Source organism: Prochlorococcus marinus str. MIT 1214 (assembly GCF_027359355.1).
Taxonomy (GTDB): domain Bacteria; phylum Cyanobacteriota; class Cyanobacteriia; order PCC-6307; family Cyanobiaceae; genus Prochlorococcus_B; species Prochlorococcus_B marinus_F.
This window is the reverse complement of sequence record NZ_CP114777.1, coordinates 325,689-342,135: the sequence shown is the minus strand read 5'-3', so window position 1 is coordinate 342,135 and position 16,447 is coordinate 325,689. Positions and strand designations below refer to the sequence as shown.

Genomic DNA, 16,447 nt, shown 5'->3' with positions numbered 1-16,447 from the left:
TCAGTTTTTACTGCTCTTATTACACATAATAAATGAATGCATAGAATTTCCACCCTTCCAGGGAATGAACCTCAAGAAGAAAATACATTTATCGAACAGCCATCAGCTCCAGTTATCTTCTTAACTAGCGCTACATCTGATATAACCTGTTTATCTACAGTATTAAAGGTCCCTGACAATAGTAAGTGGAAAAATAAAATAAGAGCATTACCTATAGCTTATTTATCTTCAAATGCATCAATTGATCATTATATAACTAATACATGTAATACAGCTGAAATTATTCTTGTTAGGTTTTTAGGATCAAAATCATACTGGTCTTATGGATTTGAACAATTAGGTTTATGGCAATTAGAGAAACCAAATAGACATCTGATAGTAGTCTCGGGAATTGAAAGTACAGCAAATGATGTTCAAGAAATTAGTAGCTTAAATCAAGAGAAAGTTGATTTATTTCAAACACTTTTAAATCAAGGAGGTATAAAAAACTATAATTATATGCTTCAAACCTTAGAGAAAATAATTGATGTTGAAGAAATTAATTTAAATTCAGATTTAATTGAATATCATGATGAGTTAATAAAATGGAAATGGAAAAATAATGATAATCCATCTATTGCCGTATTTCTCTATAAATCACTTTTACAATCGGGCAATACAGAGCTAGCTGATAAAATAAATGAAATATCTAATAAATACAAATTAAATGCCAAAATAATATGGATTACAAGTTTTAAATCTAAAAATATAGAGAATCATATAGTAAGTTTATTAGAAAAAGAGAACATAAAAGCAATAATAACTACAACCTCATTTTCATCAGTTGAATATAAACATGATGATGTGAAGAAAAACCTATGGGATAGAATAGATATACCTGTATATCAACTACTAATATCTAGCTCATCAATAACTGAGTGGAAAGAATCTACTGTAGGTCTTAACCCCATTGACTTATCAATTCAAGTTGTTTTACCAGAAGTTGATGGTCGAATCTGTACAATTCCAGTTGCATTTAAAAACCTTACTTATACAGATGATGAATTATCAATTGCTGTATATAAAACAGAGCCATATGAAAAACATATTGAATGGTGCATAAAATATATAAAAAATCTAACTTATCTACAACAAACGAATAATTCTAACAAAAAGATAGCTCTCGTTATAGCAAATTACCCAGTAAAAGACTCACGAATTGCGAATGGAGTTGGTTTAGATACACCCGAAAGCCTATTTAATATTTTGAACTGGCTTAAAGACGAGGGATATAATCTAGGAAATGAAGATATTCCTGATAATAGCAATGAATTAATTAACCTTATATTAAGTCATAGGACGAATTCTGAAGAGACAATCTCAAATGAACCTCAATCATATCTAAATATTAAAGATTATTTAATTTATTGGAAAGAGCTCGAATCTAACGTTAAAGAAAAGATATCAAATCGATGGGGCGAACCACTTGATTCTTGTCAATTAGAAAAATCTGGATTTCCTATTAATGGAATAAACTTTGGAAATATAACAATTCTAATTCAGTCAAATAGGGGGTATGAGAGCGATAATTTATCTGATTTACACTCGCCCGACTTACCTCCTACACATAAATATATTGCACAATATTGCTGGCTATATAATACATTTAAAGCGAATGCAATTGTACATCTAGGTAAACATGGAAGTTTGGAATGGTTACCAGGAAAAGGGGTTGGTTTAAGTCATAATTGTTTCCCATTTATTCTTTGTCCTCCTATTCCAAATATATATCCATTTATTGTAAATGATCCTGGCGAAGGCTCCCAAGCAAAAAGAAGAACACATGCAATCATTATAGATCATTTAACCCCACCACTTTCTCATGCCGGTAGTTTTAATGACCTATTAATGATTGAGAACCTAATTGATGAATATTATGAATCTAAACTAATTAACGATAATAGAAATGAATTATTAGAGAATAAGATAATAGATCTTTTAATTAAAAATTCATGGCCAGGCATTGAATCAAATAAATTAAAAGCAGAAAAAGATAAATTAAACATACAAGATCTAATAGATAATGCAGAAAGTTATTTATGTGAAATTAAGAATTCGCAGATAAGAACTGGTCTTCATGTTTTTGGAGTTAATCAGAGTATGGATAAATTAGTAGAGTTAACACTCGCTATTTCCAATGTCCCGACAGGAATAACTCTAGGTCTTACTCAATATTTAGCAGAAGATTTAGGTTTTACGTTTGACCCTTGGAGTGACGAAGAGAGTAAAAAGTTAAAACAAGTAGATATTGATTTATTTAAAAAATATACAGCTATTAATGCAAGGAAAGTCGGCAAAGTAGTTGCCTGGTTGAATGACATCGGGAAATATATAATAGAGTTTCATTGTTTTAACATACTTAATTTCAAGAATAGATCAAAAAAGAAGATAAAACTTGATAGTAAAATTTTAAATTACCTAGATCATGAAAAACCTAATATTTTTATAAATCATTTACTAAATAACATTTTACCCAGACTATTAAATAGTTCAAGCAACGAAAAAACAAATTTTCTCAAGGCTTTAGACGGTAAAAGAATTTCTAGCGGTCCTTCTGGGGCTCCTACAAGAGGAAAATTAGAAGTTATACCCACAGGCAAGAATTTCTTTTCGGTTGATATCAGAGCAATACCAACTGAAACAGCTTGGGACTTAGGGAAAAGAAGTGCTGAACAAATAATGGAACTTTATCTACAAGAAAATGGTGAACACCTTTCACACCTTGCTATTTCAATTTGGGGTACTTCAACAATGAGAAATGGTGGAGAAGATATTTGTCAGCTTTTTGCTCTCATGGGTTTAAGGCCAATATGGGACGGTACTTTAAGAAGGGTAGTTGACGTTGAGGTCATTCCCCTCAGTGTATTGAACAGACCAAGAGTAGACGTAACATTAAGAATTTCTGGTTTATTCAGGGATGCATTTCCACAGATAATTGAATTGATTCGAAGAGGTCAAAATCTTATTGGAAATTTAAAAGAATCCTCTTCTAATAATCCACTTGCTGAGTCATATAGAAATGGAAATACAAAATCAAGAATATATGGATCTGCACCTGGATCATACGGAGCAGGATTACAAGAAATAATCAATAGTGGATCTTGGGAGAATCAATCAGAACTAGCTGATGCATTTATCGAATGGAGTAAATGGAGATATGAAGGTTCAAGTAAAATCATAAAAGACAAAGATGGATTAGAAAGTAATTTATCAAAGGTAAAAGTAGTACTTCATAGTCAGGACAATAGAGAACATGACATACTTGATTCAGATGATTACTATCAATTTCAGGGTGGATTAGTTTCTGCGATTAAAAAAATTAGTGGAACAAATCCTCAAGCCTATTTTGCAGATAATTCAAGGTATCAACGGCCAAGAATTCATAAACTCTCAAAAGAAATTGATAAAGTTGTTCGTAGCAGATTATTAAACCCTAAATGGATAGAGGGGATTAAAGAACATGGATATAAAGGAGCTTTTGAAATGTCAGCTAGCCTTGACTATTTATTTTCTTATGATGCAACTACAAACTTAGTTCCAAATTGGTGTTATCAATCTATAGTGAATAATTGGTTAATGAATAATAATACGAAAAATTTTATTAGTGAAAACAATCCTTGGGCTTTAAGAGATATCGCTGAAAGATTACTAGAAGCATCCAACAGAAAACTTTGGACAAATGCAACTATTGAAGAAATATCATCTATAAAAAAATTACTATCAGATATAGATAGTAAAATTGAAAACTATACTTCTAATAATAATTTATAAATTATTTAACGCCTAAGAAGAGATAGTCCGTGGCTGTCGGTACCACAGGTTGATAATAATGAATAAGAGTTTGCGCAATCAAATATTTTATCGCATACAAACTCTGATGGGATCCAATTATGTGCTCTTTCATAGTTATACCAAGTTTCAACAGCATCAAAACCAAGTTTTGATGCTTCATTAATCAAGAGATCAAATGGAAGCTTATATCTAGCGGGATGAGCTAAAACGGCAATTCCATTAGCTTTATGAATAGAATCTACTACTGTCGAAGCTAATAACTCATTACCAATGGCAGCCTTATGATCAACATAAGGTAATAAGTATTTTGAATTATGATCAAAACCAAGACCTAAAACATGAACTAAACACCCCTTTAATAGACAAGTAATTTCTATACCAGTCCAAAGTTTAGGAAAATTTGATCTCTCCTTATATATAGAGTCGCTAATTTTGCTTAATTCAATATATGCATTAACTGAATGATGATCTGTAATTGCATAATGATCAATATTTAATTCAATTGCTTGGGAATAAATTTGTTTAGCAGTCAAACTTCCATCACTAAATGTTGAATGCATGTGAAAGTTGATAGAATTTGGACAACTATTCTTAGTAATTGATTTAATTATGTTAATTAATTCAGTAGAATCAATATCAGACATACTAACTAAGTGAATTGTTTCCTATTTCTTCTCCATTTAGCATAAAACTGTATACTTGCAGCCATAAAGAGAATTAAGCCAAATATTAACCAACTTGCTGCACTAGTTGGAAACTGGTTTTTAAATACAACAAGCATTACAACAACTACTAATAATAGTGTCGGCAACTCGTTCAAAGCGCGGAGTTGCTGTCCACTATAATTATATTGATTATTAGTTAATTCGTTCATGATTTTATAGCAATAAAAATGATAAATAAGTAAAAAAGTGACAAACAATAATTTAATCTGCATCCATGTTTGTGTAAGATATACAGGCTGCATATATAATAATCCAGATGCCATAATGACAGCTAAAATCATGCCAGGAGTTGTTATAATATTAGCTAGTCTTTTTTCCATTAATGTATATTGCTTATTAAATACATCCCTTATTTCTTCTTTCTCATTTTGGACTTCTACATGATAAATAAATAATCTGACTAGGTAAAATAAGCCAGCGAACCAAACAACTACACCGATAATATGAAAAGATTTAAACCATAAATATGTCTCTGGTGAAAAAATCATATTCTATAAAATGTTTCGTACCTTCATATCACTCTATACATTACTATAATAAAGATTAACTGTCCCATTTTCGTTAATAATTTATCAATAGATTATTTATTTTCATTTGGGTGAAAATAATTTCGAATAACACCAGCAGTAGATGATCCCAAGCCTGGTGCTGATGAAAGTTCGGAAAGAGATGCCATTTGAATAGCCTCTATTGATCTAAAATGCTCCAATAATAATTTGATTCTTTGTGGTCCCAATCCTGGTATCTCATTTAATTGAGAGCGTTTCATACGTTGACTTCTTTTTTGTCTGTGAAAGGTAATAGCAAACCTATGAGCTTCATCTCTAATTCTTCTTAACAAAAGCATTCCAGGTTGATTAGGGTCAGTGTCTAATGATTGTTTAACATTTGGAATAAATATCTCTTCTTTCTTCTTGGCTAAAGATATGAGATTTATATTTTGATCTAGATTCAACTCTTCTAAAGCCTCTAATACCGAACTTAATTGACCTTTACCTCCATCAATTACAACTAAATCAGGCCAATCATTCAAATTATCCTTGTCTAAAACACTAGATTCATTACTTGATAGTTTATTCATATCACCTCCATCCTCTTTATAACGAGCCCATCTTTTAAATCTCCTAGTAATAACTTCAGCCATTGATTCGAAATCGTCACTATGCCCTAGTTTTATATTTGAACTTTTAATTTTATATTTTCTGTAATGTTGTCTAGCCGCAATACCATCAATAAATACTACCTGAGAAGCGACAGCATCACTACCTTGAATATGACTAATATCATAACATTCAATTCTTTTTGGAATTTTTAGTAACTCTAGTATATTGGTTAAATCGTCAAGCTCAACTAAATTTTTGTCATGAGATTGTCTAATTCTTTGTAACTCCATATTTGCATTCTTTTCTACTAATTTAATAATTTCCGCCTTCTTAGATCTTTTTGGGATTGTTATATTAACTTTTTGCTTTTTTAATTCACTTAGCCAATCCGATATTATATCTGTATTTTGTAATTGATGTTGAACTAATATTTCTGAAGGTATTTCAATCGGATCAACATTTGAATAATGATTTTCTACAACTTTTTGAAGTATGTGAGAAGTACTGAGATTATTATTATCTGAGAAATATCCAAGTCTTCCAATTAATTTTCCTGAGCGCATTTGAAAAATTTGAATAGAGGATATATTCTCTTCTGTTGCCAATGCGATTATATCTCTGCATACAGATGAATCAGGAATAATCATCTTTTGAGATTCATACAATTTATCTATACCTTTTAACTGATCTCTGACAGATCCAGCTTCTTCAAACTTCAATGAATCTGATAAAGAATGCATCTGTTTTTCTAATAAAAGTCTCAATTCTTCAGTTCTCCCTTGAAATATCATTTCAACTCGTTTTAGTGTATTTTTATAATCTTCTGAACTAATTTCTTCTTGACAAACGCCAGGACATCTTCCAATTGAATAGTTAAGACACGTTCTATCTTTGTAAAGAGGAATTCTTCTTTGTCTAAGAGGAAACAGTTTTTTTATACTAAATAGGGTCTGTCTAAGTAAATAAACATCAACATATGGACCATAATATTTATCTTTTTTCTGTCTTTCCCGTCTTTTCCTAGTTAAAAAAATTCTTGGATATTTATCACCCCAGGTTATACAAATATAGGGATATTTCTTATCATCTTTTAATAGAACATTAAAATAGGGTTGATTAGATTTTATTAAATTTGATTCAAGAGTTAAGGCTTCACTTTCGGTATCAGTAACTATCAACTCAATATCTACAACTTGCCTAACCATTAAAGAGATTCTTGGACTCAATTCATCACTGGATCGAAAATAACTTCTAACTCTATTTCTTAACTTTTTTGACTTACCAACATATAACAATCTATCCTCACGATCTTTCATCAAATAACAACCAGGATCGTTTGGTATATCCTTCAAAAAATTCGTTAGTCTTGACTTGTCCTTAATTAACGGCGTTAATTCCACCGATCATGTCTCGTTAAATTAGCCGCCATAGTTCCAACCTGTACTCGCTAAATTTAAAGCAGATCCATCTTTATTCAATACTGCACTCTTTACTTCAGCGACAAAGACTGTATGGTCACCGTGTTCTACCCCCGAAATAACTTCACATTCAACTCCACCTATTACATCTTCGATTAAGGGCATACCAAACTCTCCATAAGAGAATTTACAAGCTTCAAATCGTCCACCTAATCCTTTTTGCGGCTTAAAGAACACAGCTGCTAGATCCTTTTGATCTTCTCTCAAAACATTGAGAGAAAACATCTTAGTTCTTTGAATAATTCCATGACTAGATCCATCAGCGCGAACAGCCATTACAACTAATGGTGGCGTAAATGATCCTTGTGTTACCCAGCTAGCAGTAAAACCATTTATTTCATCTCCTTCTCTTACTGCACATATAAATAATCCATGAGGGATTTTGCGCAAAAGAACTTTTTTGGCATCCTGATCAAGAGTCATGCGCTTTGATACGTTTATATATATGAGATTCTATGAAAGAAATGGACTTTTTTAAAGTTAAAAAACCATGAAGGCACTTTATCCTGGCAGCTTCGACCCTTTAACGTTTGGACACCTTGATCTAATTCAAAGAGGAAGTGATTTATTTGGAGAAGTTCTCATTGCAGTATTAGAAAATCCTTCAAAAAAAGCTACTTTCTCCTGCGAAAGAAGAATAGAGCAGATTAAAAATGCAACCAGAGATATACCAGGTTGTAGAACAATAGCTTTTAAAGGGCTAACTGTGGATTGTGCTCGTGAACATAATGCGGATCTTATTTTAAGAGGCTTAAGAGCCATGAGTGATTTTGAATATGAATTACAGGTTGCTCATACAAATAGGTCTCTAAATAATCAATACGAAACAATTTTTCTCGCGACAGAAACACATCATAGTTTTTTAAGTAGTTCTGTAGTTAAAGAAGTCGCAAGATTTGGTGGCGAAATACGGCATATGGTGCCTGAATTTATAGCCAAAGATCTTTTGGAACTAAATACTAATTAATTACAATTTTCAGTATTATCTACTATTGATAATATGTTCATTATATGTTTTGTCGAATTATCCATATTGTTAACTATAATGCTAAAAACTTTACCGTCTCCTAATATAATACCTGAAACGGATCTAACATTATTAAGTCTTCCGGACTTAGCCAAAATTCTTCCCTTAAGATTTACTGGAGCATTTACATTAGTTAACGAGCCCCTAACACCTAATAGTGAAAATGATGAGAAATAATAGTCAGAAAATCTGTTGAGTTTCATTCTTCTCAAAAACTGAGATAAACCATATGTAGTTACTCTGTTCATTCTTGATAAACCACTAGCATCTGCAAAAATAAAATTATCAGAATTAAAGTTTTGATCATTTATCCAATTACTGTATTTTAGATTTGGAAAATCATGAGACCAGTCATTTAATGAATGTCTAAAAATAACTTCAGATGTAAAATTATGACTTTCAGAGTTAACAAGATTTAGTAAAATATATAAAGGAGCAGAATTGATAACTTTAATTGTCGAAATATAATCAATAGGATAGTCTTCATGTACGGATTTCACAAAATATTTTGTAGATAAGTTCTTTTTTCTTAGAGCATTCTCTAACTCATAAATGAAATGATCAATTGGATTATTTAAAGAATTAATACTTGCATTACTAGCTATTGAATACTTAGTAATAGGTGCACCATATTCTTCTTTTCTATCGGCATACGACCAGCTAGAAGGCCACCAATTTTTTGGATTACTACTTTTAACTACTATTGGAATTTTTAAATTAGGATTATAATTCGTATTATTAAGATCATTAATTAATTCTTCTAGATGACGTTTATTAAAATCTGGATCCCCAGAAGCTTCTATGTATAAGCCTCCATCATTCATAACATTTAAAGATGTATTTAGAGTATAATAAGGTCCTAAAATATCTAAAGAAAAAGCGCTAGAAAGAATCTTCTGATTAGAAGCAGGTATTCTGGGTATTTCGCCATTAATATCTACAATAAAATCGCCAGAATCTTCTAGAATACTGATACTGATATTGGAGTTAAAGTTATATGTATAATCCTCCAGTTTATTTTGCAAAGACTTACATATATTAAACTTTTCAGGACTTATAGTATTAATATTATGCCTTTGTCTGATGTATGAATATAATGAGAATAAATTACCGTTAACTATATTTATTGATAATAAGATTAACCCAATATAAAAACAAAATTTCTTATTCATGGAGTTATAAGTTTAGGATTATAGTTTCATCGTCAGGACGTTTATCAAATGACTTAACAAAGGAATATCCATTAGAGTTGAGTTTAAAAAGCTCCCAACTACCAGGAAATCTTTTTAATAATGCACCCAAAGATAATGGTTGAACATAATAAATTACTTTCCATTTTTCAGCGAACCTTTTTCTCATTTCCCTACCGACACTTCCTATTCCTACTATTGGATCTTCCAACTTACCATTAATCATAATTACCGTTGAATTAGTTCGGGAACAAACTTGCTCAAACATCTCAATATCGTATGGTTGAGGGGAACAAACTAATAGTACTGAATTTAATAACTCTGTAGAATTAATAAACTCCTTAAATGTAAAAATCTTATTGGCCAATTCAGGATTATCTCTTTTAGCAAGAGCCGCTCCACCAGCGTCTGCCCACAATAAAATATTATCAAATTTAATTTCAGTTAGTTTATTAGATAAACGAAAAATTATTGGATTAATTCTTAATCCTTCAAATTTAAGGTTGATAGAAAGAAAAGATTGTTCAGAATTACTTAAAAAATAACTTTGAATTGATTCATATACATTTGATTCTGCCTCTCTAAGGTCTGAGGGGAGCTTATTCTTCATTTGATGATCATTGTTTTTTAGGTTCTAAAGATTGCAATGATTGATATATTATATTTGAAACAGAGTTAATATCATCATTTGAAATCCATGGACCAATAGTTATTCTTAATCCAGATTCTTGAAGTGGTTTGTCAACATTAATTGCTACCAGTATGGGATTTGGCCCTTGACTAGATGATGAGCAGGCACTACCACTACTTATATAAACGCCATGTTGTGACAATAATCGAACAATTTCTCTACCTTGTATTGGAATCATTGACTTTGTATGACAAAGAAATGAAAGATTATTTGGTAGTCGTTCTTTATGAGGGCCAATAAAAGTAAGTTGTTCATTTTTAACAAGATTTTTTTTTAAATGAGAAGTCATCTTGGAAACATTATTCTCAGGAAATAAAGTTTGATAATCAGTAACTTCTATATATTCATTTAGTAGGTCAATTGCTGTCGAAAAACCTGCAATAAGGGGAACTGACTCAGTACCTGATCTTATAGAGCCATTCTTAAATCCATATGAAGGATCATTCAGTAATAAATCTCGAACTCCCTTTCGCAACATTAATAATCCAATACCTTTAGGGCCTTGAAGTTTATGAGCAGAGGCACTAAGCATATCAACATTTAAATTACTCAAATCAATAAGGCCGCTAGGGAGGACCTGTGTAGCATCAGTATGAAAAAGTATATTTCGTTTTTTACATTCCTTACCTATGAGATTTATGGGCTGAATGGAACCAATCTCACTTTGGCCCCAGATTATAGAAACCAATTTTGTTGGAGGAGATAACATCTCCTCCAAATGATCTAAGTCAATAATTCCATAACGATCTACAGGCCAGTATTGAATATCCCATCCGTCATTAAGTAGTTGATTGGCAATTAAATTAATAGAAGGGTGTTCAACGCTACTTATAATAAGTCTGCCTTTATTAAGATTATTAGATACAACTTTAAGAGCAAGATAGTTTGACTCAGTTGCTCCAGATGTAAAAAAAATTTCGTCAGATGAAGCTTTTAATTTATTAGCAATTGATAATCTAAATCTTTCCAAAATCTCTCTTGCTATAAGCCCAACTTTATGGATACTTGATGGATTCCCCCAGCATTCAAATTGAATATCCTTTATTTTATTAATAACATCTATATGTGGTGGAGTTGTCGCTGATGCGTCGAGATAAATATTGTTCATTTTTAAGAGTGATTAAATATCTATCTCTCCACTAAATACTTTTAATGCAGGGCCCTGCATTAAAACTGGACCCGCTTGATTGGGCCATTCAATTTCTAATTTGCCGCCGGGTAAATAAACATTAGCCTTATTTAATGTTTTACCTAGCTTAGATGTTATGACCACACACGCGCAAGCTCCTGTACCACAAGCTAAGGTTGGCCCGCAACCTCTTTCCCATACTTTAACTTTAATATTTGATTTATCAATTAATTCAACAAAGTGAACATTTGTATTGTTGGGAAATGTATTGTGTTTTTCAAGTGATCTTCCCCAAGCTTTAAAGGGTATATTGTCAATTTTATTAACAAATACGATCATATGTGGATTCCCCATACTAACAGCATAAATATTTAATATTTGATCATTTATTTTAATCTTTCCATTAGGAACTGTTAAATTATTCATTAACAATTTTGTAGGTATATCTTGAGGAGAAAGGATAGGTTCTCCCATATTTACTTTAATATTTTGATTATCTTGAATAGAGGTATGAATCAGACCAGCTTTAGTTTCAATTGGTATCGCAGAAGAATTTTTAATTTCCTTATTGTCATTTAGATAAGCAATCAAGCATCTTATACCATTGCCACACATTTCTGGTTCAGAGCCATCAGAATTAAATATCTTCATTCTCACAAAACATTTATCATTGGACTCTAATATAAGAATAATTCCATCAGCTCCGATGCCAAAATTTCTATTACATAGATGTTCAATAAAGTTATCTTTATTTTCAGTAAATAAGTTGTCTAAGTTATTATCACGAGCATCAAATATAATAAAATCATTACCAAGTCCATGATATTTTGAGAAATTATTTTTCATGATTTAAAGTTTGTTTAACTAAGTTTTTAGGAAATTAAGCGTTCTTGGTAGTAATTTCAGAACTATTTGCATATTGGGCATCAATTTATGAGAACATTATTTGATTGGCAAAACAACTACTGAAGGAGATCTTCCTTGAATAATACTACTTCAGAGATTATTGACCAGAATTACGAGCCTCGTGAAATAGAAGCTTATTGGCAACAAGAGTGGGCTAATCAAAGGCTATATAGAACAAATACTGAGGTAAGCAAAGAAAATACTTTTTACGCCTTGTCAATGTTCCCATACCCTTCCGGTTCTTTACATATGGGGCACGTTAGGAATTATGTGATCACAGACGTACTGGCTAGATATAAAAAAATGCAAGGTTATAACGTTCTTCATCCAATGGGATGGGATGCATTCGGTTTACCAGCTGAAAATGCAGCAATAGAGAGAGAAACAAGTCCATCTACATGGACAGATAAAAATATTACACAAATGAAAGATCAATTAGATCGACTTGGATTATCAATAGATTGGTCTAAAGAAGTTACCACTTGCAAAGAAGATTATTATAAATGGACTCAATATATATTTAATCAATTACATAAAAATAATCTAGCCTATCAAAAAAAAGCAACAGTGAATTGGGACCCAATTGACCAAACTGTTCTCGCTAATGAACAAGTTGATGCTGATGGTAAATCTTGGAGATCTGGAGCAAAAGTTGAGAAAAAAGAATTAAACCAGTGGTTTCTACGAATAACTAGTTTCGCCGAAGATCTAAATAAGGATTTAGATAAGCTTAAAGACTGGCCAGATCGAGTAAGGGTTATGCAAAAAAATTGGATTGGTAAATCTATCGGTGCAGAAATTACATTTGATTTAAAAAATTATAATCAGAAAATAACCGCTTTCACTACAAGAATCGATACAGTCTATGGAGTAAGTTATCTTGTACTAGCATCAGATCATCCATTAATTGATCAATTAATAAATAATAAGGATATTGATAAATTAAAAGAATTTAGAAGAACTCAAGAAAAGCTAAGTGATTTAGAACGTAATTCAGATAGTAGAAAAAAAAATGGAATGTATTTAGGAGTAAATGCAGTAAATCCAGCAAATAATAAAGAGATACCTATTTGGATTGGCGATTATGTCATAATGGAATATGGAACTGGAGCAGTCATGGGAGTTCCAGCACATGATAGTAGAGATTATCAATTTGCCAAATCATATAATTTACCAATTAATTATGTAATAAAACCCAAAAATGATGAAGATAATAGTTATTTAAATTCTGAGTATGTAGATAAGGGAATCATGATCAATTCTGATACATTCAATGGAATTGATTCTGATATTGCAAAAAAAAAGATACTTGAATTAGGTTCCAATGCTAATTGGGCAAAACAAAGAATCACATATAAATTAAGGGATTGGCTTATATCTAGACAAAGATATTGGGGCTGCCCAATTCCGATTATTAATTGTAAGAAGTGTGGTCAAGTAAGAGTCCCAGACAAAGATCTTCCAGTTTCTCTACCTGTTGATATTAAATTAACTGGAAAAGGAAAGTCACCTTTAACTACAAATACAGAATGGATAAATACTTGCTGTCCTAAATGTGGAATTGAAGCAACAAGAGAAACAGACACAATGGATACTTTTATGTGTTCATCTTGGTACTTTTTAAGATACATAAACCCAAAAAATAGTGAAATTCCATTTATAAAAAGTGAAATTGATAAATGGCTTCCTGTTAAACAATACGTTGGTGGTATTGAGCACGCAATCTTACATTTACTATATTCAAGATTTTTAACCAAGGCCCTAAAGAGTTGTGGATTAATAAATATCGATGAACCTTTTAAGAAACTATTAACTCAGGGTATGGTTCAAGCTGTAACCTATAAAAATCCAAATACCAATAAATATTTTTCAAAAGATCAAATTAGTGATATTAATGATCCAAAAGATCCAATTACTGGAGAGAGAATCGATATCATCTATGAAAAGATGTCAAAGTCAAAATATAATGGAGTAGACCCATCATTAGTTATAGATAAATATGGAGCAGATACAGCGAGAATGTTTATACTTTTTAAAGCACCTCCAGAAAAAGATTTAGAATGGGATGACTCAGATGTTGAAGGTCAATATCGATTTATACAAAGACTATGGAAATTTGTTATTAATACTTTAAAACTAACTAAGAGTAATTCAAGATTAAAAATTGATAAAGAAAAGTTAAAAGACGATGAAGCATTACGTCTCATAAATATTGCAATCAAAGAAATTAGTGATGATCTAGATAATCTTCAATTTAATACAGCAATATCTGAACTTATGAAAGCTGTAAATGGGCTAAGTTCAATAGTAAATTACTGTAGTGATGAAACATTAAATCAAGTTATTTCATTATTAATCAAAATAACATCTCCATTCTCACCTCATATTGCAGAGGAGCTATGGAAGGCTATCGGAAAGAAAGAAAGTATTCATCTTCAGTTGTGGCCAAAATATGACCCAACTGCAATTGAACAAGATATCTTTAAGCTTATGATTCAAATAAATGGAAAAGTTAGAGGATCAATCGATGCTAGTAAAAATCTATCTAAAGACGAATTAGAGGATATAGCAATTAAAAGTGAGGCAGCTGTAAAATGGATAGCTGGGAAAAAGCCAAAACGAATAATTGTTGTTCCAAATAAATTAGTAAATATAGTTATTTAGATTTTAATTTTTTGAAATAATTAGTTTATCTGGATTTGATTGATTACCACTCATTGAATAATGATCAGAATTTTCTGAAAGTTTTCTAAGAATTAAATAAATCGACTCAGTTGAATCAGAAGACAAAGCATTATTGATTTCATTTAATGTTCTTTCCTTACCATCATCCAAAAGATCTTCAATTTCTTTTTGAAGATTAATTATATTTGTTGCGGCTTTTTTCCCCGCTTCAACTCCAGGTTGATTGTAAGCATTAACATTGATCAATTCTGAATATAAACTTACTGCTCGTTCAAATAATGCAATTAAAGCTCCAAGACTAGATTCATCAAATGATTTAAATGTAATAGTAAGATTCTGTCTTCCTCCTTCAGTCAATGCTGAACGAGTTCCTTGAAGAAATCCTGATAAATAGTCTCCTGGTCTTTTATTTTTAACTTCAACTATCTCTGAAGGATCGTGAAGAATTTCAATGAAATTCACAAAGAAATTATCAACACCATCTCTTAATTGCTGAACATATGCATGCTGATCAGTAGAACCTTTATTTCCATAAACTGCAATACCTTGATTAACTTGATTTCCATCTCTGTCAAACTTCTTGCCTAAAGATTCCATAACAAGTTGTTGAAGATATCTACTGAAAACTTCTAATCTGTCTCTATAGGGAAGTACCACCATATCTCTTAACCCTTTTCCATCTCCGGATTTGAACCAAGCTAAGGATAAAAGTGCTGCTGGATTATTTTTAATGTCTTTTACTCTAGTTAGTGCATCCATTTTGGACGCACCATCTAAAAACTTGTTTATGTCAGCGCCTATAAGGACAGCAGGTAATAATCCAACAGCTCCGGTAATACTTGTCCTTCCGCCAACCCAATCAGGTAAATCAAAAACATCTAACCAATTTTCATTAACTGCTAAAAGATCCAACTTACTACCTTTTGATGTAATTGCTATTGCCCGAGATGACCAGTTCTGGTTGTTATCAGAAACAAACTTCATAGCTTGCTCCATTCCAATTAAAGGTTCGGGAGTACCCCCAGATTTACTAACAACTACAAACAAAGTTGATTCAATATTAGGAAGAATTGAATTTAATTTGTGGAAAATCCCCTCAGGGTCAACATTATCAAGAAAATGTAGATTCAATCCAATTGACTCTCTCTTAAATGACTCTTTAATAAGTAAAGGACCTAAACCACTACCACCTATACCTATCCAAAAAACATCTGTATAATTTTGTCCATCGCTGTTAGTTATCTCACCATTTAATATTGATGCCCCAAACTTTGATATAGCTTGAATTTCATGGGAAATAGAATCTGACATTTCCTGAGTTGGAGCAATCTGCGGATTTCGAAGCCAGTAATGACCAACTTGTCTACCTTCATCAATATTGGCAATCGAACCATTCTCTAGACTTTCTACAGAATCAAAAGCTTTGGAATAAATGTCCTTAAATTTTTCAAAATCGCTCTTCTCGACATCCATTCTGCTTATGTCTAACCAAAAACCTAATAAATCATCGCTAAATAAAAGGTCACAGTACCTTATCCATTTATCGTTGTTATTCATCTGGAAGATGTCAGTTATTGCCATTATTGATAAGAGAATACTCCTTAATGAGTTCTGTTAGCAGGTATTCTCAAAAGAGAACCGTTAAACAAATTGATTTAATTTATATTAGGCAAGAATGGTTT

At 31.5% G+C, this 16,447-nt stretch carries 12 protein-coding genes; 3 read left to right on the top strand and 9 right to left on the bottom strand.

Annotated elements, in window-relative coordinates; translation table 11 throughout:
- Positions 1-36: 36 nt before the first annotated feature.
- Complete coding sequence (gene cobN / locus O5639_RS01805; protein WP_269624807.1) at positions 37-3,810, top strand: cobaltochelatase subunit CobN; 3,774 nt, start codon at positions 37-39, stop codon at positions 3,808-3,810.
- Between the two features lie 5 nt (positions 3,811-3,815).
- Here the strand turns inward: cobN and O5639_RS01800 are convergent, their stop codons facing one another.
- From O5639_RS01800 to O5639_RS01785, 4 genes are all read right to left on the bottom strand, one after another.
- Positions 3,816-4,475, bottom strand: a complete 660-nt coding sequence (locus O5639_RS01800) for a PHP domain-containing protein (protein ID WP_269624806.1) — start codon at positions 4,473-4,475, stop codon at positions 3,816-3,818.
- Between the two features lie 5 nt (positions 4,476-4,480).
- Positions 4,481-5,044 carry a protoporphyrinogen oxidase HemJ gene (gene hemJ / locus O5639_RS01795; RefSeq protein WP_269624805.1) on the bottom strand — a complete coding sequence of 188 codons (564 nt, stop codon included), beginning with the start codon at positions 5,042-5,044 and terminating at the stop codon, positions 4,481-4,483.
- Between the two features lie 92 nt (positions 5,045-5,136).
- On the bottom strand, positions 5,137-7,059 hold the full coding sequence (gene uvrC / locus O5639_RS01790) for an excinuclease ABC subunit UvrC (RefSeq protein WP_269624804.1): 1,923 nt from the start codon (positions 7,057-7,059) through the stop codon (positions 5,137-5,139).
- An 18-nt stretch (positions 7,060-7,077) separates the two neighbouring features.
- Positions 7,078-7,560, bottom strand: coding sequence for a flavin reductase family protein (locus tag O5639_RS01785; RefSeq protein WP_269624803.1), 483 nt, complete (start codon positions 7,558-7,560; stop codon positions 7,078-7,080).
- 67 nt (positions 7,561-7,627) lie between these two features.
- Here O5639_RS01785 and coaD point away from each other — a divergent pair, with 67 nt between their 5' ends.
- Entirely contained in the window at positions 7,628-8,104 is a 477-nt protein-coding gene (gene coaD, locus O5639_RS01780; RefSeq protein ID WP_269624802.1) for a pantetheine-phosphate adenylyltransferase, read from the top strand.
- Here the strand turns inward: coaD and O5639_RS01775 are convergent.
- The 4 genes from O5639_RS01775 to dapF are packed head-to-tail and all read right to left on the bottom strand — an operon-like array spanning position 8,101 to position 12,020.
- A complete protein-coding gene (locus O5639_RS01775) occupies positions 8,101-9,336 on the bottom strand; it encodes a D-alanyl-D-alanine carboxypeptidase (protein WP_269624801.1) in 1,236 nt (411 codons plus the stop codon). The two genes, coaD and O5639_RS01775, sit on opposite strands and share 4 nt — an antisense overlap.
- 4 nt (positions 9,337-9,340) lie before the next feature.
- Complete coding sequence (locus tag O5639_RS01770; protein WP_269624800.1) at positions 9,341-9,964, bottom strand: DUF1995 family protein; 624 nt, start codon at positions 9,962-9,964, stop codon at positions 9,341-9,343.
- 7 nt (positions 9,965-9,971) lie between these two features.
- The gene (locus O5639_RS01765) at positions 9,972-11,153 is read right to left on the bottom strand and encodes a cysteine desulfurase family protein (RefSeq protein WP_269624799.1); all 1,182 of its coding nucleotides are present in this window, start codon (positions 11,151-11,153) and stop codon (positions 9,972-9,974) included.
- A 12-nt stretch (positions 11,154-11,165) separates the two neighbouring features.
- A complete protein-coding gene (gene dapF / locus O5639_RS01760; protein WP_269624798.1) occupies positions 11,166-12,020 on the bottom strand; it encodes a diaminopimelate epimerase in 855 nt (284 codons plus the stop codon).
- A gap of 135 nt (positions 12,021-12,155) precedes the next feature.
- Here dapF and leuS point away from each other — a divergent pair, with 135 nt between their 5' ends.
- Complete coding sequence (gene leuS / locus O5639_RS01755) at positions 12,156-14,744, top strand: leucine--tRNA ligase (protein WP_269624796.1); 2,589 nt, start codon at positions 12,156-12,158, stop codon at positions 14,742-14,744.
- A gap of 3 nt (positions 14,745-14,747) precedes the next feature.
- Here leuS and O5639_RS01750 read toward each other — a convergent pair whose 3' ends face one another.
- Positions 14,748-16,346, bottom strand: coding sequence for a glucose-6-phosphate isomerase (locus O5639_RS01750; protein WP_420063664.1), 1,599 nt, complete (start codon positions 16,344-16,346; stop codon positions 14,748-14,750).
- Positions 16,347-16,447: the final 101 nt, after the last annotated feature.

What these genes read in the sequence shown, in the direction of transcription:
- cobN (WP_269624807.1), top strand. Translation starts at nt 37, where the DNA reads ATGCATAGAATTTCCACCCTTCCAGGGAATGAACCTCAAGAAGAAAAT.
- O5639_RS01800 (WP_269624806.1), bottom strand. Translation starts at nt 4,475, where the DNA reads ATGTCTGATATTGATTCTACTGAATTAATTAACATAATTAAATCAATT.
- hemJ (WP_269624805.1), bottom strand. Translation starts at nt 5,044, where the DNA reads ATGATTTTTTCACCAGAGACATATTTATGGTTTAAATCTTTTCATATT.
- O5639_RS01785 (WP_269624803.1), bottom strand. Translation starts at nt 7,560, where the DNA reads ATGACTCTTGATCAGGATGCCAAAAAAGTTCTTTTGCGCAAAATCCCT.
- coaD (WP_269624802.1), top strand. Translation starts at nt 7,628, where the DNA reads ATGAAGGCACTTTATCCTGGCAGCTTCGACCCTTTAACGTTTGGACAC.
- O5639_RS01775 (WP_269624801.1), bottom strand. Translation starts at nt 9,336, where the DNA reads ATGAATAAGAAATTTTGTTTTTATATTGGGTTAATCTTATTATCAATA.
- O5639_RS01770 (WP_269624800.1), bottom strand. Translation starts at nt 9,964, where the DNA reads ATGAAGAATAAGCTCCCCTCAGACCTTAGAGAGGCAGAATCAAATGTA.
- O5639_RS01765 (WP_269624799.1), bottom strand. Translation starts at nt 11,153, where the DNA reads ATGAACAATATTTATCTCGACGCATCAGCGACAACTCCACCACATATA.
- dapF (WP_269624798.1), bottom strand. Translation starts at nt 12,020, where the DNA reads ATGAAAAATAATTTCTCAAAATATCATGGACTTGGTAATGATTTTATT.
- O5639_RS01750 (WP_420063664.1), bottom strand. Translation starts at nt 16,346, where the DNA reads ATGGCAATAACTGACATCTTCCAGATGAATAACAACGATAAATGGATA.